Source organism: Streptomyces sp. NPDC018026 (genome assembly GCF_044327745.1).
Taxonomy (GTDB): domain Bacteria; phylum Actinomycetota; class Actinomycetes; order Streptomycetales; family Streptomycetaceae; genus Streptomyces; species Streptomyces rubrogriseus.
The window spans coordinates 69,952-91,839 of record NZ_JBIRFY010000019.1 but is presented as its reverse complement, the minus strand read 5'-3'; the positions used below and the strand labels follow the sequence as shown (position 1 = coordinate 91,839).

The window sequence follows — 21,888 nt, the reverse complement described above, 5'->3', positions numbered from 1 at the left end:
CGGCGGCGCGCCGAGGGCCTGTCCCCGGGGCAGGCGCGGCTGACGCCTGGCCCGGGACCTGCCGGGCCCGTTCCGGGACGGGCGGCGGCGAGGTGCCGGTCCTGGTGGGTGGCGGGGCGCCCGGGTCGTGTCCCGGCGTGGGCGGGGGCGGCCGGGGCCGTGTGGCTCAGGCCGGCTTCGGTGCCGTCATCGCTTGCTCCAGCGCGCTCAGGAAGCCCTCCGTCGTCGCCCGGTCCCGTACCGCCAGCCGCAGCCACCGGCCGCCCAGCCCCGGGAACGTGTCGCCGCGCCGCACCGCGTACCCCAGGCCGCGCAACCGGTGCCGTACGGCGGCCGCGTCCGGGACGCCGACCAGGACGAAGGGGCCCTCGGCCGGTCCGACGACCCGCACCCCGGCACCGGCGAACGCCGCCAGCCCGGCGACGAGACGGTCCCGGTCGGCGGCGATGCGGTGGGCGGCGTGCGCGGCCTCCGCCAGTGCCCGCGGCGTCACGCACGCCTCGGCCGCCGCCAGCGCGGGCGTGGACACCGGCCACAGCGGCTGGGCGCGCTCCAGTCCGCCCACCGTCTCCGGGTCCGCGAGGACGTACCCGATGCGCAGCCCCGCCAGTCCCCACGTCTTGGTGAGGCTGCGCAGGACGACGAGCCCGGGTACGTCCGTCCGCCCGGCCAGCGCCTCCCGCTCGCCCGGCACCGCGTCCATGAACGCCTCGTCCACGACCAGCGTCCGCCCGGGCCGGGCCAGCGACGCGAGCACGCCCGCCGGGTGCAGCACCGAGGTCGGGTTCGTCGGGTTGCCGACCACCACCAGGTCGGCGTCCTCCGGTACGGCCGTAGGGTCGAGCCGGAAACCGTCCGCCGCCCGCAGCAGCACCCGGCCGACCGTGTGCCCCGCGTCCCGCAGCGCCGCCTCCGGCTCGGTGAACTGGGGGTGCACCACGACCGGCCGGCGCACCTTCAGCGCCCGCGCCAGCAGCACGAACGCCTCCGCCGCCCCCGCCGTCAGCAGCACCCGCTCCACCGGCAGCCCGTGCCGCGCCGCCACCGCCGCCCGCGCGGCCCGCCCGTCCGGGTAGGCGGCGAGCGAACCGAGCGAGGCGGCGACGTGCTCGCGCAGCCAGGCCGGGGGAGTGTCCGCGCGGACGTTCACCGCGAGGTCCACCAGCGCCGCACCGTCGTCGCGCACCTCGGCGTCCCCGTGGTGGCGCAGGTCGAGGCCGTCGGGCTCGTTCGTCCCGGACTCAGTGTGCGTGGGAGTGTGCGTGTCCATGCCCGTGATGGTGCCCGTGGTGGTGATCGCCGTCGTCGTCGGGGTGGAAGTGCGGCTGCTGCGGCAGCCCCACCTTGTCCTCGAACCCCGGCAGCGCGATCCGGTACACGCAACTGTCGCAGTTCATCCGCAGATCGCCCCCGACGGCCTCCTCGTACCGCTCCCACACCAGGTCGAGCAGCTCCGGCTCCGGACCGATCACGTCCGCCGACCGCACCTCCGCCTCCGGGTGCGCGGCGGCCCACTCCTCGGTCTGGTGCCGGACCCGGTCCGGGAGGATGCCGGTGAACAGGAAGTACGGCAGCACCACGACCCGCCGCGCCCCCAGCCGCACGCACCGGTCCAGGCCACCCGGCACGTCCGGCTGGGCCAGCGACACGAACGCCGTCTCCACGCCCGCGTACCCGCGCCCCTCCCACAGCAGCCGCGCCGCCTTGAACACCTCGGCGTTGGCGTCCGGGTCCGTCGAACCGCGCCCGACCAGCAGCACGGTCACCTCGGCCGGGTCCCACGCCGGATCGACCGCCTCCGCCAGGCGCCGCTCCAGCACCCGCAGCAGCGCGGGGTGCGGGCCCAGCGGGCGTCCGTAGGTGTACGTGATGCCAGGGTGGCGCTCCTTCTCGCGGGACAGGGCCGCCGGGATGTCGCCCTTGGCGTGCCCGGCGGACACCAGCATCAGCGGCACCGCCGCGAACCGGCGCACACCCCGCTCGACCAGCTCGGCGACGGCGTCGCCCAGCGGCGGCGGGGACAGCTCGATGAAGCCGCCCGCGACGGGCAGTTCGGGGTGGCGTCGGCCCAGCTCGCGCACGAAGGCGCGGAACGCCTCGGCTCCGGCCTCGTCCCGGGTGCCGTGTCCGGCGATGAGCAGGGCGGGCGGGGTCGTCACAGGGTCTCCTCGGGTTTCTCGGATGCGGACGTCCCGGACCCGGAGGTCCGGGAAGCGGCGGCAGGGGAGCGGCGGGTCGCCGGGTCCTCCTGCCAGCGGTAGCCGCGCGGTGTCACCATGCGCCCGGAGATCTCCCGGGTCGCGGTGTTGCCCACCGTCACGACGGTCATCATGTCGACGGTCGCCGGGTCGAGAGCGGCGAGCGTGCACAGGCGGCTCGACTCGTCGGCGCGGGACGCGTTGCGCACGACGCCCACCGGAGTCGTCGGCTCCCGGTGCTCCGCGAGGATCGCCAGCGCCTTGGGCAGCTGCCAGTCCCGGCCCCGGCTGCGCGGGTTGTAGAAGGTCACCACGAGGTCGGCCTCCGCCGCCGCCCGCACCCGGCGCTCGATCACCTCCCACGGCGTGTGCAGGTCGGACAGGCTGATCGACACGTGGTCGTGGCCGAGCGGCGCGCCCAGGACCGCCCCGGCCGCCAGTGCCGCCGTCACGCCCGGCACCCCGACCACGTCGATGTCGTCGGACGCCTCGGCCAGCGCCGGCGAGGCCATGGCGTACACCCCGGCGTCCCCGCTGCCGATCAGCGCGACGGCGTGTCCGCGCCGCGCCTGTTCGACCGCGGTCCTGGCCCGCTCCTCCTCGGCGCCCAGCCCCGACTCCAGCACCCGGGTGCCGGGCCGCAGCAGATCGCGGATCTGGTCGACGTACTGGTCGAGTCCGACCAGCACCGACGCCCGCCGCAGCTCCGCCCGCGCCCGCGGCGTCACCAGGTCCCGGGCGCCGGGCCCGAGCCCGACCACCGCGAGCCGTCCGCGCCCCGGACGCCGTACGACCGCGCAGGTCGCCATCGCGGGCACCGCGGCCGACTTCCGCTTGGGCACGAGGAGTTCACCGCCGCCCACCAGCGCCGCCGCCTCCGCGACCGACGGGGTGCCCACGGCCGCGAGCGGGGCGTCGGACGGGTTGGGCACCCCGACGTCCGCCAGCACGTCGGCGGGGTACGTCACCACAGGCACCCCGAGCCGCCCGGCCGCCCCGACGATGCCGGGTTCCGCCGCCTTGGCGTCCACGGTGGCCAGCTCGGCGACCGACGCGGCGGACAGCCCCGCCTCGCGCAGGGCGGCCTCCACCAGAGCGAGCACCTCGTCCACCGGCGCCCCCCTGGACGCGCCGACGCCGACGACCAGGGACGGCGGCCGCAGCACGACCTCGCCCCCGGCCGGCTCCACCGCACGGTCCGTCACCCGGACCGTGTACGCCCCCGCGGCGGCGACCGGCAGCGGTGGCAGCGGCCAGGCCACCTCCGTGCGCAGCGCCACCGGCTCACCGTCCAGCAGGGCCCGCGACACTCCGGCGACGTCGCCCTCCACGGGCAGCCCGAGCGTGTCCAGACCGGCCAGCCCGACCGCGTCGGTCGCCGTCGTCACCACCGGCTCCGCGCCCAGCACCTCGCCGACCGCACGGGCCAGTTCGTTGGCGCCGCCCCCGTGCCCGCCGACCAGCGACACGGCGAACCGCCCGCCCTCGTCGACGCACACCACACCGGGGTCGGTCCGCTTGTCGTCCAGCAGCGGCGCCACCAGCCGGACCACGGCCCCGGTGGCCAGGAAGCACACCAGCCGCTCGCACTCGGCGAACGCGGCCCGCACGCAGTCCCCGACGGGACCCTCGTACACCCGCGTGCGGTCCGGCCACGCCGCGGCCAGCCGGTCCCGCGCGGCGGCTCCCGCCGCCGTGGCGGAAATGAGGCCGATCAAGGGGCAACTCCTTCGGTACGGCCGTGCGGCCTGACGCCCCACAGCAGGAAGACGGGATTGGTGGCCGCGAGCCGGGTCACGTCCCCCGGCAGCGGCGCGAGCCGCGAGGACTGCAGCAGCACTCCGTCGCAGTCGAGACCGGCGCCGAGCAGCGCCTCGCGGGCCGCCGGCACCCGGTCGAGCGCGGCCACGGCGACGACCACGCAGCGCCGGGCCCGCCGCGCGCACTCGGCGACGATCGCGGGCAGCTCGCGCCCGCCGCCGCCCACGAACACCGCGTCCGGGACCTCGCCCAGCGCGCCCAGTTCGGCCAGCGCCGCGGGCGCCGCCCCGTGCACCACCCGCACATCGACACCGTGCGCGGCGGCGTTGGCGCGGACCCGCCCGACCCCGTCCGGCGTCTTCTCGACGGCGGTGACGGCGGCACCCAGCCGCGCGCACTCCACCGCCACCGACCCGGAGCCCGCGCCGACGTCCCACACCAGGTCGCCGGGCCGGGGCCCGAGCCGTGCCAGCGCCAGGGCCCGCACCTCGAACTTGGTGATCATCGAGTCCCGGTGCGCGAACGCGTCCTCGGCCAACGCCCACCCGGCGGGCCCGGGGCGCGCCCCCGCGAGGGCCCGCACCGGCCCCAGCGCCCGCTCTGCGTCCAGGCACAGCACCACGCTCACCGCCGCCCCCCAGTCCCGGGCGGCGGCCTCGGCGGGCGTCACTTGCTCCACCCGCTCCTCGGCCGAGCCCAGCGCGGAGGCGACGACGAACACCCGCCCGTCGTCCCGCAACGCGGCCCCCAGCTCCGCCGGACCGGCCCCGGGACCCGTCAGCACGGCGACCTTCGGGTGCGCCCGGCACACATTCACGGCCGTCCGCAGGTCCCGCCCGTGCGCGCTCGCCACCACCGCGTCGTCCCACGGCAGCCCCACCCGCGCGAAGGCCGCCGCGACGGAGGACACCCCGGCCCGCACGTCCAGCCGCCCGGACCCGAACCGCTCGGCCAGCGCCCGCACGATCCCGAAGAACCCCGGATCACCGGAGGCCAGCACGGTCACCGGCCGCCCCTCGGCGACGTACTCCGCGACCGTGTCCAGGGCGGGCGCCAACGCCCCGAGGACCACCCTCCGGGCCCCCTCCGGCAGCCGTACGGCGTCCAGGTGCCGACGACCGCCGACGACCAGCTCCGCACCGTCGGCCACGTCCTCGGGCAGCGGGGAACCGGTCCCCGCCCCGATCACGGTGATCACGTGCTCGCACCCCGCGCACGCAGCTCCCGGCGCGCCTCCGGGTCGGCCTTGCGATAGCCGTGGAAGTGCCCCGGGTGGTAGAGGTGCGAGCGGGTGCCGTGCGCGTCGAGGGCCGGGCCGACCAGGAACAGGGTGTGCTTCCAGAGCTTGTGCTCCTTGACCGTCTCCTCCAGCGTCCCGATCGTGCACCGCACGACCAGCTCCTCCGGCCAGGTGGCCTGGTGGGCGACGACGACCGGGGTGTCGGTCGGATAGCCGCCCTCCAGCAGCTCCCGCACCAACTGGCCGCTGCGGGCGGCCGACAGGAAGACCGCCATCGTCGTGCCGTGCTTCGCGAACTCACGGACCTCCTCCCCGGGCGGCATCGGCGTCTTGCCCCCGCCGAGCCGGGTGAGGACCACGGACTGCGCGACCTCCGGGATGGTCAGCTCACGCTGCGCCAGCGCGGCCACGGCCGAGAACGCGGAGACACCGGGCACCACCTCGGTCGCGACGCCGAGCTCCGCGCACCGGTCGAGCTGCTCCTGCGTGCCGCCCCACAGCGCCGGGTCCCCGGAGTGGATGCGGGCCACCCGCAGCCCCTCCTCCCGGGCCCGCCGGTACACGGCGACGACGTCCTCCAGCGACATCGTCGCCGAGTCCAGCACCTCGGCGCCCTCGCGCGCGTGCTGGAGCACCTCCGCCTGGACGAGGCTCGCCGCCCAGATCACCACGTCCGCCTCGGCGATCGCCCGCGCCGCACGGAACGTCAGCAGATCGGCGGCGCCGGGACCGGCACCGACGAAGGTCACCCTGGCCTCGGAATCCATCGTTTTCGGTCCTCTCCTGCGCATTCTGTGCGTCCTGTGCGTCCTGTGCGTTCCTGGGCATATTTACTGCGGTTGCTGCTGTCGTACGCGCGTGAACGCGGCGTGATCGGATACCAAGGGCCCATGGCGGTCTTCGTCGCGCTGGGCGCGTTCCTGATGACGCTGGCCGGCGGCTGGACGGCACAGCGCGTCACCGACCGGCGCCACCTGGTCCTGGGCCTGGCCGGCGGCCTCATGCTCGGCGTGGTCGGCCTCGACCTGCTGCCGGAGGCCCTGGAGGCGGCGGGTGACGAGGTGTTCGGCGTCCCCGCGGCCCTGCTGCTCTTCGTGGCCGGATTCCTCCTGGCCCACCTGGTGGAACGCCTGCTGGCGGCCCGCCGCGCCGCACACGGCGCCGACGAGCACGGACACCGCTCGCCCGAGGTGGGCCTGACCGCCGCGGCCGCGATGGTCGGGCACAGCGCGATGGACGGCGTGGCGATCGGCGCGGCCTTCCAGGTCGGCGGCGGCATGGCAGCGGCCGTCGCGATGGCCGTGATCGCCCACGACTTCGCGGACGGCTTCAACACCTACACACTGACCAGCCTGTACGGCAACGCCCGCCGCCGAGCCGTCGCGATGCTGGTCGCCGACGCGATCGCCCCCGTCGTCGGGGCCTCCTCCACGCTCCTCTTCACCATCCCGGAGGGCGCGCTCGGCGCCTATCTCGGCCTGTTCGGCGGCGTACTCCTCTACCTCGCCGCGGCCGAGATCCTCCCCGAGGCCCACCACGAGCACCCCGCCCGCTCGACCCTGCTGTGCACGGTCGCGGGCGCGGCGTTCATCTGGCTGGTGGTGGGCATCGCGGAGTGAGCGCCGGGAACGGGAGGCGGTCACAACTTCCCGCCCCGCCCGCCCTCGCGCCGGGCGGGCGCGATGAGCGTCGACAGATACGGCAACGGCGCCCCGTCCAGCTCCCCGGCCGGCCGCACCGACTCCTCCGGCAGCCCCAGCGCCGACCCCCACACGGCGTCCTCGATGCGCCCGCTCTCCCGCAACGCCTCGGCCACCTCGGCCGCCTGCCGGCCGAACTTGTAGGCGACGACCGTGCCCGGCCCGTGCAACGCCTCCTTGAGCACCGCGGACCCCGCGGTCACCGGCACCAGCGTCAACGGCTCCGTGCCCTCGGTCAGCACGGCCCCCGACCGCGCCGCGAGGTCCTGCATGGCGGTGATCCCCGGCACGGTCTCCACGACCGTTCCCGGCACGAGCGCGCCCACGGTCTGCGCGAGATAGGTGAAGGTGGAATACACGTTGGGATCACCGATGGTCGCGAAGGCGACGGCGGCATGCTCCCGCAGCAGCCCGGCCACCCGCTCACCGGCCGCGTCCCAGGCCGCCTCGCGCCGCGCCCGGTCGGTGCGCTCGTTCAGCGCGAACACGACCCGCACGACCTTCTCGGCGCCCACGTAGTGCAGCACGGTCGCCTCGGCGCGGCCGCGCTCACCCGTGTCCATCACCGGCACGACCACGACATCGGCGCCCCGCAGCGCGTTGACGCCCTTCACGGTCACCAGCTCGGGGTCCCCGGGCCCGACCCCCACACCGATCAGCCTGCTGCTCATGACGTCCGGCACCTCTCCACGAACCGACGGGCGACACCGGGCTCGGCCGCCCAGTGCGTGTGCAGATAGCTCGCGTGCACACCGCGCTCCACAAATCCCTCGACGCGCCGCTCGGGCGCCCGCATCCCCCACGCCGCCACCGCCCCGGCCCCCGGCTCCACCACCGTCCGGTGGAACTCGTGCCCCCGCATCCGCGTCCCCGCCCCGGCCAGCACACTGTCGGACACGGCCACGGCGTCCCGGTAGCCCAGCGTCAGCCGCTCCGACATCCGCGCGGCGGCGTCCAGCACCCCGCACATCGGCAACCCGTCCAGCTCCCGGCACAGATACAGCAGCCCCGCACACTCGGCGGCGACGGGAGCACCGGACAGCGCCAGCTCGGCCACGGACTTCCGCAGCCCCTCGTTGGCGGACAGCTCGGAGGCGTACACCTCGGGGAACCCGCCGCCGATGACGAGCCCTTGTGTGCCTTCGGGCAGTTCCTCGTCCCGCAGCGGGTCGAACGTGACGACCTCGGCCCCGGCAGCGGCGAGCAGCTCGGAGTGCTCGGCGTAGGAGAAGGTGAAGGCGGCTCCACCGGCAATGGCGACGCGCGGCGGTGACTTCTCGACCGACCGAGACGGGCGGTGGGTGGGCATAGGCCCGGGGGTCCAGGGGGCGGAGCCCCCTGGCAACGGCCCGGCAGCCCGCGCCAACCCGACCAACGCCTCCAGGTCACACCCCGCGGCAACCTGCGCCCCCATCGCCGTAACGGCATCCACCGCTTCCGAGCCCCGCTCGGCAACCGGCACCAGCCCCAGATGCCGCGACGGCACGTCGACCCGCGCGGCCCGCCGCAGAACCCCAAGCACAGGCACCCCGACGGAGTCCACCGCCTCCCGCAGCAACACCTCGTGCCGGTCCGACGCGACCTTGTTCAGGATCACGCCCCCGATCCGCACCTCCGGGTCCCAGGACACGAACCCGTGCACCAGTGCCGCCACCGACCGCGACTGCGAGGACGCGTCCACGACCAGCACCACCGGGGCCCGCAACAGCTTCGCGACCTGCGCGGTGGACGCCAGCTCGCCCTCCCCGGCGGCCCCGTCGTACAGCCCCATCACGCCCTCGACCACGGCGACGTCGCACCCGCGCGCCCCGTGCAGGAACAGCGGCCCGACCAGCTCGGGCCCGCACAGGTACGCGTCGAGGTTGCGGCCCACCCGCCCGGTGGCGAGCGCGTGGTAGCCGGGGTCGATGTAGTCCGGCCCGACCTTGTGCGGCGACACGGCGAGCCCGCGCCCGGCGAGCGCGGCCATCAGCCCGGTGGCGACGGTGGTCTTGCCGCTCCCGGAGGACGGCGCGGCAATGACCAGCCGAGGAACGGCGGAATCCGAGGAGGTCACCACTCGATGCCCCTCTGCCCCTTCTGCCCCGCGTCCATCGGATGCTTGACCTTGGACATGTCGGTGACGAGATCGGCGCACTCCACGAGGGCGCCGGGCGCGTTCCGCCCGGTGATCACGACGTGCTGGGTCCCCGGCCGCTCGCGCAGCACCGACACCACCTCGTCGGTGTCGACCCACCCCCAGTGCATCGGGTAGGCGAACTCGTCCAGCACGTACAGCTTGTACGTCTCGGCGGCCAGGTCCCGCTTGACCTGCTCCCAGCCCTCGCGGGCCTTCTCCTCGTTGTCCAGTTGGGCGTCCCGCTGGACCCAGGACCAGCCCTCGCCCATCTTGTGCCAGTCGACCGACCCGCCCTCGCCGCTGGCGCCCAGCACCCGCAGGGCGTTCTCCTCGCCGACCTTCCACTTCGCCGACTTGACGAACTGGAACACCCCGATCGGCCACCCCTGGTTCCAGGCCCGCAGCGCCAGCCCGAAGGCGGCGGTGGACTTGCCCTTCCCGATCCCCGTGTGCACCACGACCAGCGGACGATTGCGCCGCTGACGGGTCGTCAGTCCGTCGTCCGGTACGACACTCGGCTTGCCCTGCGGCATTACGCGGCCCTCCTGCTGCCCTGAACGTCCTTCACGAGACCGGCGATCGAGTCGGCCCGCAGCTCGTCCAACGTCACCGCGGTGCCGCCCAGCTCACCCGCGAGCTGCCCGGCGAGCCCGAGCCGTACGGGCCCCGACTCGCAGTCCACGACGACCGAGGCGACACCCTCGGCCGCGAACAGCCGCGCCGCCCGCCCCGCCAGCGCGACGGGCTCGGGACCACCCGTGGCCCGACCGTCCGTCACGACGACCACCAGCGCCCGCCGCGCCGGATCCCGCAGCCGCTCCACCCGCAGCACCTCGTGCGCGCGCAGCAGCCCGGCGGCCAACGGCGTACGACCGCCCGTCGGCAGCGACTCCAGCCGCACCGCGGCCGCGTCCACCGACGACGTCGGCGGCAGCGCCACGTCGGCCGCCGAACCCCGGAAGGTCACCAGCCCCACCTTGTCCCGCCGCTGGTACGCGTCCAGCAGCAGCGACAGGACGGCACCCTTGACGGCGCTCATCCGCTGCCGGGCGGCCATCGACCCGGAGGCGTCGACGACGAACAGCACGAGGTTGGATTCGTGCCCCTCTCGAACCGCCTGCCGCAGATCGTCCCGGCGCACCTTCAGCCCCGGCCCGCTGCGGCCCCGGGCCCGCTGGTGCGGTGCGGCGGCCTGCACGGTCGCGGCCAGGTGCAGCTTGGTCAGAGCGCCCTGCGGTCGCCGGGCGCCCGTCGTACGCCCGTGCTCGGTCCGCGCCCGAGAACGCCGTCCGGCAGACCCCTGTCCCAGCCCGGCCACGCTGAACACCTTGGTCCGGAACGGCTCAGCGGCACGCGCGGGAGACTGCTCACCGGCACCGCTGGACTTCTGCGGCTCCCCGCCCTCCCCGTCCTCGGGTCGCGTGGTGGCGTCACCGTCGCCTTGCGGCGCGTCGTCGGGCTGGGGCTGCCCTCCGGGACCGCCCCCGGGACCCGGGTCGGGATCGTCGTCCCCGCCTCCGTCCCCGTCCTGCCCGCCGAACTCCTCCAGCGTCTCGTCCAGCTTGTCCTCGTCCAACCCCGGCGCGTCGAAGGGATTCCGCCGCCGCCGGTGGGGCAGCGCCAGCAGCGCCGCCTGCCGTACGTCCTCGGCGAGCACCTCGGTCCGCCCGGCCCACGCCGCCAACGCGGTCGCCGTCCGGGCCATCACGATGTCGGCCCGCATGCCGTCCACCTCGAAGGCGGCACAGGTCGCCGCGATCTGCCGCAGCGCCCCGTCGCCCAGCCGCACCGACGGCAGCAGCTCCCGCGCCGCCACGATCCGCGCCCGTACGGCGGCCTCCTCGTCGGCCCAGCGCGCGGCGAAGGCGGCGGGGTCGTCGTCGTACGCCAGCCGGCGCCGGACGACCTCGACCCGCTGGTCGGGCTCGCGCGAGGCGGCGACCTCGACGGTGAGCCCGAACCGGTCCAGCAACTGCGGACGCAGCTCGCCCTCTTCGGGGTTCATGGTCCCGACGAGCAGGAACCGCGCGGCATGCCGCACCGACACACCCTCGCGCTCGACGTAGGAGGCGCCCATCGCGGCGGCGTCGAGGAGCAGGTCGACCAGGTGGTCGTGGAGCAGGTTGACCTCGTCGACGTACAGGATCCCGCGGTGCGCGTCGGCCAGCAGCCCCGGCTCGAAGGCCTTCACGCCCTCCGCCAGTGCCCGCTCGATGTCAAGGGCGCCCACCAGCCGGTCCTCGGAGGCCCCGACGGGCAGCTCGACCATCCGCGCCGGGCGCGAGGCGAAGGCACCCGGCGCGTGCGGGCCGTCCGGGCAGCCCGGGTCGGGGGAGCCGGGGTCGCAGGAGAAACGGCACCCGGAGACGACGTCCACCTCGGGCATCAGCGCGGACAGCGCCCGCACCGCCGTGGACTTCGCGGTGCCCTTCTCGCCGCGCACCAGCACGCCGCCGACGGCCGGGGAGACGGCGTTCAGCAGCAGCGCGAGCCGCAGGTCGTCCTGGCCCACGACGGCCGTGAACGGGAACGGGGTACTCACTTGTCGTCGCCCTCCAAATCGCCTTCGAGCTCCAGATAGGTGGCGCGCAGCCGCTCCAGCGTCTCCGCGTCGGGTTCGGCCCACAGCCCCCGGTCGGCGGCCTCCAGCAGCCGTTCGGTGATGCCGCGCAGCGCCCAGGGGTTGGACTTCTTCATGAAGTCCCGGTTCTCCGGGGCGAAGACGTACTCGGCGCTGAGCCGCTCGTACATCCAGTCGTCCACCACCCCGGCCGTGGCGTCGTAGCCGAAGAGGTAGTCCACGGTGGCCGCCATCTCGAAGGCGCCCTTGTAGCCGTGCCGCCGCATCGCCGCCATCCACCGCGGATTGACCACGCGGGCCCGGAAGACGCGGTGCGTCTCCTCGCCCAGCGTCCGCGTCTTCACCTGGTCCGGAGTCGCGGAGTCCCCGACATACGCCTCAGGGCTCTCGCCCGTCAGGTGCCGCACCATGGCGACCATGCCGCCGTGGTACTGGAAGTAGTCGTCGGCGTCCACGAGGTCGTGCTCACGCGTGTCCACGTTCTTCGCCGCCACCGCGATCCGCCGGAACGCCGTCTCCATGTCCCCGCGCGCCGCACGCCCGTCCAGCCCGCGTCCGTAGGCGTAGCCGCCCCACACCGCGTACACCTCGGCGAGGTCCGCGTCGGAGCGCCAGTTGCGGGCGTCGATCAGCGGCAGCAGACCGGCGCCGTACGCGCCCGGCTTGGAACCGAAGATGCGGGAGGTCGCCCGGCGCCGGTCGCCGTGCTCGGCGGTGTCCTCGTCGGCGTGTGCCTTCACGAAGTTGGCCGAGGCGGGCTCGTCCAGCTCCGCCACCGCCCGCACCGCGTCGTCGATCAGCCCCACCACGTGCGGGAACGCGTCCCGGAAGAAGCCCGAGATACGCACCGTGACGTCCACGCGCGGCCGGCCCAGTTCCGCCACCGGCACCACCTCGAAGCCCGTCACCCGGCGCGACGCGTCGTCCCAGACGGGACGGCAGCCCAGCAGCGCCAGGATCTCCGCGATGTCGTCGCCCTGGGTGCGCATCGCGGACGTGCCCCACACCGTGAGGCCGACCGACTTCGGGTACTCGCCGGTGTCGGTCAGGTACCGCTGGATCAGTGAGTCCGCGAGCGACTGGCCCACCTCCCAGCTCAGCCGGGACGGGATCGCCTTCGGGTCGACGGAGTAGAAGTTCCGGCCGGTCGGCAGGACGTTGACCAGGCCGCGGGTCGGCGAACCCGACGGTCCCGCCGGGACGTAACCGCCGTCCAGGGCCCGCAGGATGTGCCCGATCTCGTCCGTGGTCCGGGCGAGGCGCGGCACGACCTCCGCGCAGGCGAACTCCAGCACCGCGACCGCGTCGGGGAGTTCGGTGCCCAGCACGTCGCGCACCAGACCCGGTACCGCCGCCGGGTCCCACGCCCGCAGCTCCATGCCCTCCGCGACCCGCCGGCACAACTGCTCAAGCAGGTCGATCGCGTCCGCCGCCGACCGCGCCGGGCCGTCCACCAGGTCCGTCAGCTCCACCGGCACCTTCACCGGGGCGCCCGGCTCGGCCAGCAGCTCCTTCTCCACCAGGCCGAAGTGCTCGGCCAGAGAGGCACGCAGGCCCGGCAGCGCGTTCGCCTGCCCGCCCCAGACCTGCGAGGCGCGCAGCACCGCGAGCACCAGGTTGACGCGCGGCTCGCCGACCGGGCCGCCGCCCAGGATGTGCAGGCCGTCGCGGATCTGCACGTCCTTGATCTCGCACAGATAGCCGTCGATGTGCATGACGAACTCGTCGAACGCGTCGTCGTCCGGCTGGTCGTCCACGTGCAGGTCGTGGTGGAGCTCGGCGGCCTTGACCAGCGTCCAGATCTGCGCCCGGACCGCCGGTGCCTTCGCCGGGTCCAGGTCCGAGACGAGGGCGTACTCGTCGAGGAGCTGCTCCAGCTTGGCCAGGTCGCCGTAGGTGTCGGCGCGCGCCATCGGCGGCACCAGGTGGTCGACGACCGTGGCGTGCCCGCGCCGCTTGGCCTGGGTGCCCTCGCCGGGGTCGTTGACGATGAACGGGTAGATCAGCGGCAGGTCGCCCAGCACCGCGTCCGGCGCGCAGCCCGCGCTCAGGCCGAGGCCCTTGCCCGGCAGCCACTCCATCGTGCCGTGCTTGCCCATGTGCACGATCGCGTCGGCGCCGAAGCCGTGCTCCAGCCAGCGGTAGGCGGCCATGTAGTGGTGCGACGGCGGCATGTCCGGGTCGTGGTAGATCGCGATCGGGTTCTCGCCGAAGCCGCGCGGCGGCTGGATCATCACCACCACGTTCCCGAACTGCAAGGACGCCAGCACGATGTCGTCCCCGTCGACGTACAGCGACCCCGGCGGCTCGCCCCACGCCTGCGTCATCGCGTCCCGCAGCTCGGGGTCCAGTGTCCCGAACCACGCCCGGTAGTCCGCCAGCGGGACCCGCGCGGGCGCCGCCGCCAGCTGGTCCTCCGTCAGCCACTCCACGTCGTGACCGCCGGCCTCGATCAGCCGGTGGATCAGCTCGTCGCCCTCGGCGGGGTACCCGGAGACGCCGTACCCCGCCTCCCGGAGCGCGTCCAGGACCCGCACCGCCGACGCCGGGGTGTCGAGTCCGACCGCGTTGCCGACGCGGGAGTGCTTGGTCGGGTACGCCGTGAAGACCAGCGCGAGCTTCTTGTCGGCGTTCGGCTTGTGCTTGAGGGCCGCGTGCCGCACGGCGATCCCGGCGACGCGCGCGGCGCGCTCGGGGTCGGCGACGTACACCGGCACCTCGTTGGGCCCCTGCTCCTTGAAGGAGAAGGGCACCGTGACGAGCCGCCCGTCGAACTCCGGGATCGCCACCTGCATCGCCGCGTCCATCGGGGACAGGGCGGCGTCCGAGGCGTCCCAGGCGGCCCGGGAGGAGGTGAGGCAGAGCCCTTGCAGCACCGGGACGTTCAGGTCGGCCAGTGCCCCGATGTCCCACGCCTCCTCGTCGCCGCCCGCCGAGGCCTGCGAGGCGTGCGTGCCGCCCGCCGCGAGGACGGTGGCGACCAGGGCGTCGACCCGGCCCAGCAGCTCGTACAGCCCCGGGTCCGTGCCGCGCAGCGAACCGCAGTACACGGGCAGCGCGTTGGCGCCGCGTGCCTCGATCGCGTCGCACAGCGTGTCGACGAACGCGGTGTTGCCGCTGAGCTGGTGGGCGCGGTAGAAGAGCACGCCGACCGTCGGACGGCCCTCGGTGAATGCCCGCTCGCCGTGGACGCCGTATTCCGGCATCTTCCGCGGCTCGTCGAAGCCCTCGCCGGTCAGCAGCACCGTGTCCGACAGGAAGCGGGCGAGCTGGGTGAGGTTGTCCGGGCCGCCCTCGACCAGGTAGCGCAGCGCCTCGGCCACCACCCCGGCCGGGACCGACGACTCCGCCATCAGCTCCGCGTCCGGCACGCTCTCGCCGCCCAGCAGGACGGTCGGGACGCCGGCGGCCCGCAGCGCGGCCAGCCCGTCCTCCCAGGCGCGCTTGCCGCCGAGCAGGCGTACGACGGCGAGGTCCGCGTTCTCGACCAGGCCCGGCAACTCCTCCTGTACGTCGACGCGGGTCGGGTTGCCGATCAGGTAGGCGGCGTCCGACGCGCGGGCCGCCAGCAGGTCCGTGTCGGCGGTCGACAACAACAGCACTGTGCTCATGCGGGCGCTCCCGGTGGGATGAAGGGCAGTCCTTGCGGCGCGCCGGACTCGATGAGCCGCCACAGCGCGTCGGTGTCCGCGTGGTGTTCGATCAGGTCGCCGAGCCGGTCGAGCTGCTCCTCGCGCAGCGCGGCGAACGAGGTGTCGGGGGCGGGCACGAAGCGGCGGCCCGCGGCGGCGGCCACCTCGCGCAGGAACGCCCGCCGGAAGCCGTCCGACTCCAGCGAGCCGTGCCAGTGCGTGCCCCAGGTCCGGCCGACCCGGCAGCCGTCCAAGAAGGGTTCGCCTCCTGCGACTTCGGCGACCCCGTGGTGGATCTCGTACCCCTCGACGTGCTCGCCGAGGGCCTCGCCCACCGGCCGGGTGAGGGTCTTCTCGCGGGCGAACCGCACCCGCACGGGGAGCAGTCCGAGCCCGTTCACGTGCCCGGCGCGCGACTCGACCTCGTCCTCGATGCGCTCGCCGAGGAGCTGGAAGCCGCCGCAGATCCCGAGCACCGGCCGCTCCTCGGCGACCCTGCGGACGATCGCGTCCGCGAGCCCCCGCTCCCGCAGCCACTCCAGGGCCCGGACCGTGCCCCGTGTCCCGGGCACGACGACGAGATCCGCGTCGGACAGCTCCTCCGGCCGGTCCACGAACCGCACCACGACACCGGGTTCGGCGGCCAGCGCGTCCACGTCCGTGAAGTTGGACATCAGCGGGACCGCGCAGACGGCGACCCGCAGCACGTCCTCGCCGACCGGCGGGGCGACGACCGACTCCCGCACGGTCCCGCGCAGGGAGACCCGCAGTCCGTCCTCCTCGTCGATGCCGAGCCCGTGCCGGAACGGCAGCACACCGTACGTCCGGCGCCCGGTGAGCCCGTGCAGCATCTCCAGACCCGGCTCCAGCAACGACACGTCGCCGCGGAACTTGTTCACCAGGAACCCGGCGACCAGTGCCTGGTCCTCGGGTGCCAGCAGCGCCACCGTGCCGAAGAAGGAGGCGAAGACGCCGCCGCGGTCGATGTCGCCGACGACGAGGACGGGGAGTCCGGCGCCCCGCGCGATCCCCATGTTCACGATGTCGGTGCGGCGCAGGTTGATCTCGGCCGGGCTGCCCGCGCCCTCGCAGATCACCGCGTCGTAGGAGGAGCGGAGTTCGGCCAGTGAGTCCAGCACCGTGCCGAGCAACCGCTCCTGGCGCCCGCCGTGATAGCCGCGGGCGGTCATCTCGCCCACGGGCCTGCCGAGCAGCACGACCTGGCTGCTGCGCTCCCCGCCGGGCTTGAGCAGCACGGGGTTCATGTGCGCGGTCGGCTCCACCCGGCAGGCCTGGGCCTGCATGGCCTGCGCCCGCCCGATCTCGGCGCCGTCCCGGGTCACGAAGGAGTTGAGCGACATGTTCTGCGCCTTGAAGGGCGCCACCTTGACGCCCTGGCGCACCAGCCAGCGGCAGATCCCGGCGGTGACGACGCTCTTGCCGGCGTCGGAGGTGGTACCGGCGACGAGGAGGCCACCGTTCATGACGTACGTCCCTTCGTGACACCCGGGTTCTTCGAGACGGCCCGGCGCGCGAGCAGCCGCGCGCCCGCGCACACGCCCAGCGCCAGCCAGCCCACGCGCCGGGACAGCCGTACCGCCCGGTCGATGTCGGCGGAACCGGCCGCCCGTACGGTGCGTCCCGTCGCCCCGTTGAGCACGGGCCGGTGCTCGACCCGCCCGCCGTAGGAGAGCGTCCCGCCGAGGCGTACGCCCAGGGCGCCCGCGAAGGAGGCCTCCACGGGTCCCGCGTTGGGGCTCGGGTGCTGTGCGGCGTCCGCGCGCCAGGCCCGCAGGGCGCCGCGCGGGTCGCCGCCCGCCACGGTGGTCAGTACGGCGGTGAGGCGGGCACCGGGCCAGCCCGCGAGGTCGTCGAGGCGGGCCGAGGCCCAGCCGTAGCGGCGGTGGCGGGGCGACTTGTGGCCGACCATCGCGTCCAGGGTGTTGACGGCCCGGAAGCCGAGCAGTCCGGGCACCCCGGCCACCGCGCCCCACACCAGGGCGCCCACGACCGCGTCGGAGGTGTTCTCGGCGACGGACTCCACGACGGCCCGGGCGATCCCGTCGGCGTCCAGCGCCTGCGGGTCCCGCCCGCACAGGTGCGGCAGCCGCGCCCGCGCCGCCTCGACGTCCCCGGCCTCCAGGGCGCGGCCGATCGCGGTGGCCTCGCGGGCCAGCGAGGTGCCGCCGACGACCGACCAGGTGGCCGCGGCGGTCAGCGCGACGGAGGCGGCGGGGGAGCGGCGTACGGCGTGCGCGGCGGCCGAGCCGAGGACGGCGGCGCCGCCGGCGCACACGACGGTGTGCAGGGCGCCCCAGCCCCGGTGGTCCCGCCACAGCACCTGTTCCACGGCGCCCGCGGCACGGCCGAACGCGGCGACCGGGTGTCCGCGGCGAGGATCGCCGAGGAGGAGGTCACCGAGGAGGCCGGCGGCGGCGCCGTACGCGAAGACGCGTCCGGCACGCACGGCTCAACCGGCCGTGGGAAGGGGAAGTCGAAGCGTGTCGCTGGTGAGCCCGGAACGGCAGCCGCGCATGGCGATAGGTCCTCACTCAGGGTGTCCGCGCCCTGGTTCGAAGAGCACGGCGGCGAGAGTTCCTGGCTCCCGGGGATCCTGTCCCCGGTCACAGTGGCGGGACCGCGCCGGATTCGCACCGGGCTTCCTCTTCTGCCGCCGTAGATGGCTCCGGAAGTCCACCACGGCCCGCGAACACCCGTCAACCTGGCGTTGACCTGCGACGGGGGAGTGTGCGAAGGCCCACACCCGAGTGGTGTGCGCCGGCACGCGAAGAGGCGGGGCGCGGAACGGTTCGAGTCCGTCCCGCGCCCCGCCCCGGGGGCGTGCGCCCGTGCGCCGGGCGACGCTCAGGCGACGATCAGATAGATCCCGTACGCCACCGCCGCCGTGCAGGCCGCGAAGCACGCGTACGCGCCGGTGACCGCGAGGGCCGCGGAGCCGCCCTGGGCGGCGGCCCGCTCCTGGCGGGAGAGGCCGACGATGCCGAGGGTGAACAGGCCCACCAGGGCCACCGTGGCCACGAGGCTGACGCCGAAGACGGAGCCGAGGGCTGCCCAGTCGATGCTCATGGGGGTTCGCTTCCTTCGTACCCGGCAGGCGGGTTCAGACGGTGGTGGCGGCCGACGGGGCCTTGGGGTCGGGCGTGGTGGCCGGGGCGGGGACGGTGGCCGCCAGTTCCTCGGTCACGCCCGTCGGGGGCGGCGACACGGCGGCCATCGCCGTGGTGACCACACCGGCGGGCTCGGGCTGCCCCGGCCCCTCGGCGGCCACCGGGTCGCCGTCGACGACGTTGGTGTGGTCGACGACCTCGCGGCGGGAGATCCGCCAGATCGCGAAGCTGGAGGCGATCAGGAACACCGCGACGAGACCCGTGCCCCAGTCGCCGGCCCGGCAGACCCACTCGGCGAGCGCGGCGACCAGCGCCGCGGCGGGCAGCGTCAGGCCCCAGGCGACGAACATCCGGGTGGCCGTGGACCAGCGGACCACGCCGCCCTTGCGGCCGAGGCCCGCGCCCATCACCGCACCGGAGACCGAGTGCGTGGTGGACAGCGAGAAACCGAGGTGGGACGAGGCCAGGATGACCGTGGCGGCACTGGTCTGGGCGGCGAAGCCCTGCTGCGGCTGGAGGTCGGTCAGGCCCTTGCCCATGGTGCGGATGATGCGCCAGCCGCCCAGGTAGGTGCCGAGCGCGATGGCCAGACCGGCGCCCAGGATGACCCACACGGGCGGGTCGGAGTCGGGGGCGAGCGAGCCGCCGGCGATCAGGGCGAGGGTGATGATGCCCATGGTCTTCTGGGCGTCGTTGGTGCCGTGGGCCAGCGAGACCAGACCGGCGGAGGCGATCTGCCCGGCCCGGTAGCCCTTCGCGGCGGCCCTGCCGTCGGCCTTGCGGCCCAGCGAGTACGTCATCCGGGACGCGAGCATCGCCGCGAGGCCGGCCACGATCGGGGCGGCGATCGCGGGGAGGAGCACCTTGGTGACGAGCACGTCGCCGTTGACCGCGCCGATGCCGGCCGAGGCGACGGCGGCACCGATCAGGCCGCCCATCAGGGCGTGCGAAGAGCTGGACGGGAGCCCGACCAGCCAGGTCAGGAGGTTCCAGAGGATCGCGCCGACCAGGGCGGCGAAGATGACCTCGGGACGGATGCCGGTCTCGTCGACGAGACCCTTGGAGATCGTGTTGGCGACCTCCACCGAGAGGAAGGCGCCTACAAGGTTGAGGACGGCGGACATCGCCACCGCCACCTTGGGCTTGAGCGCACCGGTCGAAATGGTCGTCGCCATCGCGTTCGCGGTGTCGTGGAAACCGTTCGTGAAATCAAACGCGAGTGCGGTTACCACCACAATCGCGAGGATCAGCGAGAAGCTTTCCATTTACCCAGGCAATCGTTCGAGGTCGTTGGCGCGACGAACGTAGGTAACCAGGGTGAACGGAAGATGAACTGGGCAGGGCGCCACGGTGACCGGAAGCGGTGTCGCCGCCTCCCTCTGCGTGCCCGCTCCGGTGCTCTCCGGAGACGTCCCTGGCAGGATCATCGCGAGGGCGTCCGGCGACGGGACGCGAGGGGCGCGCGGGCGCCCGGGAGGAGACGGTGACTGTGACGCATTCGCGGGCCGGGGAGGCCGCCGTCGGGCCGGCCTGGGCGGAACTCGTCGCGACGGCCCGCCGGACGGTTGCGGACGGGCTGGTGGTCGGCACCTCGGGCAACGTCTCGGTGCGCGTCGGCGACACGGTCCTGGTCACCCCGTCGGGCATCCCCTACGACCGGCTGACCCCGGACGACGCGACCGGCGTCGACCTGGACGGCCGACAGGTGCTCGGCACCCTCGTGCCCACCAGCGAACTGCCCATGCACCTCGCCGTGTACCGCGCCGATCCCGGCGCCCGGGCGGTCGTCCACACCCACGCCGTGCACGCGACGGCGGTCTCGCTGCTCGTCCCCGAACTCCCGCCGGTGCACTACATGACCGCCGCTCTCGGCGGCCCGGTCCGGGTCGCCCCCTATGCGGCCTACGGCACCCCCGAACTCGCCCGCGGCATGCTCGACGCCCTCGCCGACCGCACCGGCTGCCTGCTCCGCAACCACGGCACGATCACCTACGGCAGCTCCCTCGACCAGGCCTACGACCGCACCGCCCAGCTGGAGTGGATGTGCCGCCTGTGGCTGACCGCGTCCTCGGTGCCGGGCCACTCGCCGTCCCTGCTGACGCCGGCCCAGCTCGCCGAGGCGACCGAACGCCTCCGGGGGTACGGGCAGCGAAGCTGACGCGCGGTGCGTGCCGGGCGGTCGCGCGGGTACCGGCCACGGGACACGAAGAGCCCCCGTCACCCACTGTCACGCGTCCACTGGCCGCCCGAGGACTCCACCGGGAGACTGGCCCCATGCGCACTGTCACCGCAACGGCAGCCGCCGTCACCGCAGCACTGGCGACCGGGGTGGCGAGCGTCGCCGCCGGCCGGCTCGCCAGCGACGCCGCGCTCAAGGCGCCCCCCGGCCGGCCGCTGCCCACCGAGCCCCGGCTCACCGTGCACGGGACCGCCGCCGGGCAGATCACCCTCACCCGGGACCTGGCCGCCCTGCGCCCCGGCCGGTACGGGCTGGCCGGAGACGGCTCCCACGCCGTGCTCGGCCCCGTCCTGGACACCGCCGAGCACGGCGCCGACACCGTCGTACGCCGCCTCGAACGCGTCACGCACGGCACCCTCAAGCCCGGCGACCGGGCATGGTTCACCCCCAACCTGTACGTCGGGAACCCGGGCACGGCCCTCGGCCTCGAGTACGCCGACGTCGAGGTCCCGGGGGAACTCGGGCCGCTCCCGGCCTGGTTCCTGCCCGGGGCCCGGCCGACCTGGATCGTCGCCGTGCACGGCCTGGCCGCCACCCGCGAACACGCGCTGAACCTGATCGCCCCGCTGCACCGCCGCAACGTCCCGGTGCTCGCCCTCGCCTACCGCGGCGACGTCGGCGCACCGCCCTCGCCCGACGGCCTGCACCACTTCGGCGAGACCGAATGGCGCGACGTGGACGCGGCCGTCCGCTACGCCCTCGACCACGGCGCCCGTCAGGTCGTCCTGCTCGGCTGGTCCACCGGCGCCACCATGGCGCTGCGCACCGCCGCGCTCTCCGGCGTGCGCGAGCGCATCGCGGGGCTCGTCCTGGACTCGCCGGTGCTCAGCTGGGAGACCACCCTGCGCGCCCTGGCCGCCGCCCGCCGCACCCCCGGCGCGCTCCTGCCGCTCGCCGTCCGGGCCGCGCAGGGCCGCGCCGGGCTGCACGCCGACCGGGACACCGGCACGGCCGGTCTGCACCGCCCGGCCGTGCCCACCGTGATCTTCCACGGCCCCGGCGACTCGGTGGCCCCCTGGCGCCTCTCCCGCCGCCTCGCCGACACCCACCCGCGCCTGGTCGCCCTGCACACCGTCCGGGACGCCCCGCACGGCGCCATGTGGAACGCCGACCCCGCGGACTACGAGGAGACCCTCCGCCGCTTCATGACCCCGCTGGTGTGACCCCTCCCGCCACGCCCCACCCCCGGTTCCCCGGTGCGTCGCTCCGGTTCCGTTCAGCGCCGTACCACTGGCCTGATCCGGTGCCCGGGCGCTGCGCCGGGCCCCCGCGTCCCCCGTCCCGGGAGGC

General features: G+C 74.8%; 17 protein-coding genes and 1 riboswitch. Of the genes, 3 read left to right on the top strand and 14 right to left on the bottom strand.

Going from position 1 to position 21,888, the window contains the following annotated elements; translation table 11 throughout:
* Positions 1-166: 166 nt before the first annotated feature.
* From cobC to cobM, 5 genes are read right to left on the bottom strand one after another with little or no spacing between them, the layout of a single operon-like run.
* Positions 167-1,270: an Rv2231c family pyridoxal phosphate-dependent protein CobC gene (cobC, locus tag ACH4D3_RS37140; protein WP_398331930.1), complete on the bottom strand. Its 1,104-nt coding sequence runs from the start codon at positions 1,268-1,270 to the stop codon at positions 167-169.
* Positions 1,242-2,159 (bottom strand): sirohydrochlorin chelatase, encoded by a 918-nt coding sequence (locus ACH4D3_RS37135; RefSeq protein ID WP_398331927.1) that lies wholly within the window; start codon positions 2,157-2,159, stop codon positions 1,242-1,244. Before ACH4D3_RS37135 ends, cobC begins: the two co-directional genes overlap by 29 nt.
* The gene (gene cobJ / locus ACH4D3_RS37130; protein WP_398331924.1) at positions 2,156-3,916 is read right to left on the bottom strand and encodes a precorrin-3B C(17)-methyltransferase; all 1,761 of its coding nucleotides are present in this window, start codon (positions 3,914-3,916) and stop codon (positions 2,156-2,158) included. Before cobJ ends, ACH4D3_RS37135 begins: the two co-directional genes overlap by 4 nt.
* Positions 3,913-5,157, bottom strand: a complete 1,245-nt coding sequence (gene cbiE / locus ACH4D3_RS37125) for a precorrin-6y C5,15-methyltransferase (decarboxylating) subunit CbiE (RefSeq protein WP_398331922.1) — start codon at positions 5,155-5,157, stop codon at positions 3,913-3,915. The genes cobJ and cbiE overlap by 4 nt, the downstream gene beginning before the upstream one ends.
* On the bottom strand, positions 5,154-5,966 hold the full coding sequence (gene cobM, locus ACH4D3_RS37120) for a precorrin-4 C(11)-methyltransferase (RefSeq protein WP_398331919.1): 813 nt from the start codon (positions 5,964-5,966) through the stop codon (positions 5,154-5,156). The genes cbiE and cobM overlap by 4 nt, the downstream gene beginning before the upstream one ends.
* Before the next feature lie 123 nt (positions 5,967-6,089).
* On the opposite strand from cobM, the gene ACH4D3_RS37115 reads away from it, so the two are divergent.
* Entirely contained in the window at positions 6,090-6,818 is a 729-nt protein-coding gene (locus tag ACH4D3_RS37115; RefSeq protein WP_398331916.1) for a ZIP family metal transporter, read from the top strand.
* A 20-nt stretch (positions 6,819-6,838) separates the two neighbouring features.
* On the opposite strand, the gene cobI is transcribed toward ACH4D3_RS37115, so the two are convergent.
* The 9 genes from cobI to pitH form a co-directional block, all read right to left on the bottom strand.
* Positions 6,839-7,570, bottom strand: a complete 732-nt coding sequence (gene cobI, locus ACH4D3_RS37110; RefSeq protein ID WP_398331913.1) for a precorrin-2 C(20)-methyltransferase — start codon at positions 7,568-7,570, stop codon at positions 6,839-6,841.
* On the bottom strand, positions 7,567-8,955 hold the full coding sequence (locus tag ACH4D3_RS37105) for a cobyrinate a,c-diamide synthase (RefSeq protein ID WP_398331910.1): 1,389 nt from the start codon (positions 8,953-8,955) through the stop codon (positions 7,567-7,569). Before ACH4D3_RS37105 ends, cobI begins: the two co-directional genes overlap by 4 nt.
* Complete coding sequence (gene cobO, locus ACH4D3_RS37100) at positions 8,952-9,551, bottom strand: cob(I)yrinic acid a,c-diamide adenosyltransferase (RefSeq protein ID WP_250759573.1); 600 nt, start codon at positions 9,549-9,551, stop codon at positions 8,952-8,954. The genes ACH4D3_RS37105 and cobO overlap by 4 nt, the downstream gene beginning before the upstream one ends.
* Positions 9,551-11,560 (bottom strand): putative cobaltochelatase, encoded by a 2,010-nt coding sequence (locus tag ACH4D3_RS37095; protein ID WP_398331907.1) that lies wholly within the window; start codon positions 11,558-11,560, stop codon positions 9,551-9,553. The genes cobO and ACH4D3_RS37095 overlap by 1 nt, the downstream gene beginning before the upstream one ends.
* Positions 11,557-15,210 (bottom strand): cobaltochelatase subunit CobN, encoded by a 3,654-nt coding sequence (cobN, locus tag ACH4D3_RS37090; RefSeq protein WP_398331904.1) that lies wholly within the window; start codon positions 15,208-15,210, stop codon positions 11,557-11,559. The genes ACH4D3_RS37095 and cobN overlap by 4 nt, the downstream gene beginning before the upstream one ends.
* Positions 15,207-16,715 carry a cobyric acid synthase gene (locus ACH4D3_RS37085; protein WP_398331901.1) on the bottom strand — a complete coding sequence of 503 codons (1,509 nt, stop codon included), beginning with the start codon at positions 16,713-16,715 and terminating at the stop codon, positions 15,207-15,209. Before ACH4D3_RS37085 ends, cobN begins: the two co-directional genes overlap by 4 nt.
* Entirely contained in the window at positions 16,712-17,698 is a 987-nt protein-coding gene (locus tag ACH4D3_RS37080) for a cobalamin biosynthesis protein (RefSeq protein WP_398331898.1), read from the bottom strand. The genes ACH4D3_RS37085 and ACH4D3_RS37080 overlap by 4 nt, the downstream gene beginning before the upstream one ends.
* Positions 17,699-17,802: 104 nt before the next feature.
* Positions 17,803-17,956, bottom strand: a riboswitch (cobalamin riboswitch).
* Positions 17,957-18,096: 140 nt separating this feature from the next.
* The gene (locus ACH4D3_RS37075; RefSeq protein WP_398331895.1) at positions 18,097-18,318 is read right to left on the bottom strand and encodes a hypothetical protein; all 222 of its coding nucleotides are present in this window, start codon (positions 18,316-18,318) and stop codon (positions 18,097-18,099) included.
* A gap of 34 nt (positions 18,319-18,352) precedes the next feature.
* Positions 18,353-19,624 (bottom strand): low-affinity phosphate transporter PitH, encoded by a 1,272-nt coding sequence (pitH, locus tag ACH4D3_RS37070; RefSeq protein ID WP_398331892.1) that lies wholly within the window; start codon positions 19,622-19,624, stop codon positions 18,353-18,355.
* Between the two features lie 224 nt (positions 19,625-19,848).
* Between pitH and ACH4D3_RS37065 the strand changes: the two genes are divergently transcribed.
* Together ACH4D3_RS37065 and ACH4D3_RS37060 are read left to right on the top strand one after the other, a co-directional pair.
* Positions 19,849-20,517 (top strand): class II aldolase/adducin family protein, encoded by a 669-nt coding sequence (locus ACH4D3_RS37065; protein WP_398331889.1) that lies wholly within the window; start codon positions 19,849-19,851, stop codon positions 20,515-20,517.
* A 116-nt stretch (positions 20,518-20,633) separates the two neighbouring features.
* Positions 20,634-21,761, top strand: a complete 1,128-nt coding sequence (locus ACH4D3_RS37060; RefSeq protein ID WP_398331886.1) for an alpha/beta hydrolase family protein — start codon at positions 20,634-20,636, stop codon at positions 21,759-21,761.
* The last annotated feature ends 127 nt before the right edge of the window (positions 21,762-21,888 follow it).

What these genes read in the sequence shown, in the direction of transcription:
- cobO (WP_250759573.1), bottom strand. Translation starts at nt 9,551, where the DNA reads ATGCCGCAGGGCAAGCCGAGTGTCGTACCGGACGACGGACTGACGACC.
- ACH4D3_RS37075 (WP_398331895.1), bottom strand. Translation starts at nt 18,318, where the DNA reads ATGAGCATCGACTGGGCAGCCCTCGGCTCCGTCTTCGGCGTCAGCCTC.
- cobM (WP_398331919.1), bottom strand. Translation starts at nt 5,966, where the DNA reads ATGGATTCCGAGGCCAGGGTGACCTTCGTCGGTGCCGGTCCCGGCGCC.
- cobN (WP_398331904.1), bottom strand. Translation starts at nt 15,210, where the DNA reads ATGAGCACAGTGCTGTTGTTGTCGACCGCCGACACGGACCTGCTGGCG.
- cobC (WP_398331930.1), bottom strand. Translation starts at nt 1,270, where the DNA reads ATGGACACGCACACTCCCACGCACACTGAGTCCGGGACGAACGAGCCC.
- pitH (WP_398331892.1), bottom strand. Translation starts at nt 19,624, where the DNA reads ATGGAAAGCTTCTCGCTGATCCTCGCGATTGTGGTGGTAACCGCACTC.
- ACH4D3_RS37060 (WP_398331886.1), top strand. Translation starts at nt 20,634, where the DNA reads ATGCGCACTGTCACCGCAACGGCAGCCGCCGTCACCGCAGCACTGGCG.
- ACH4D3_RS37115 (WP_398331916.1), top strand. Translation starts at nt 6,090, where the DNA reads ATGGCGGTCTTCGTCGCGCTGGGCGCGTTCCTGATGACGCTGGCCGGC.
- ACH4D3_RS37085 (WP_398331901.1), bottom strand. Translation starts at nt 16,715, where the DNA reads ATGAACGGTGGCCTCCTCGTCGCCGGTACCACCTCCGACGCCGGCAAG.
- cobI (WP_398331913.1), bottom strand. Translation starts at nt 7,570, where the DNA reads ATGAGCAGCAGGCTGATCGGTGTGGGGGTCGGGCCCGGGGACCCCGAG.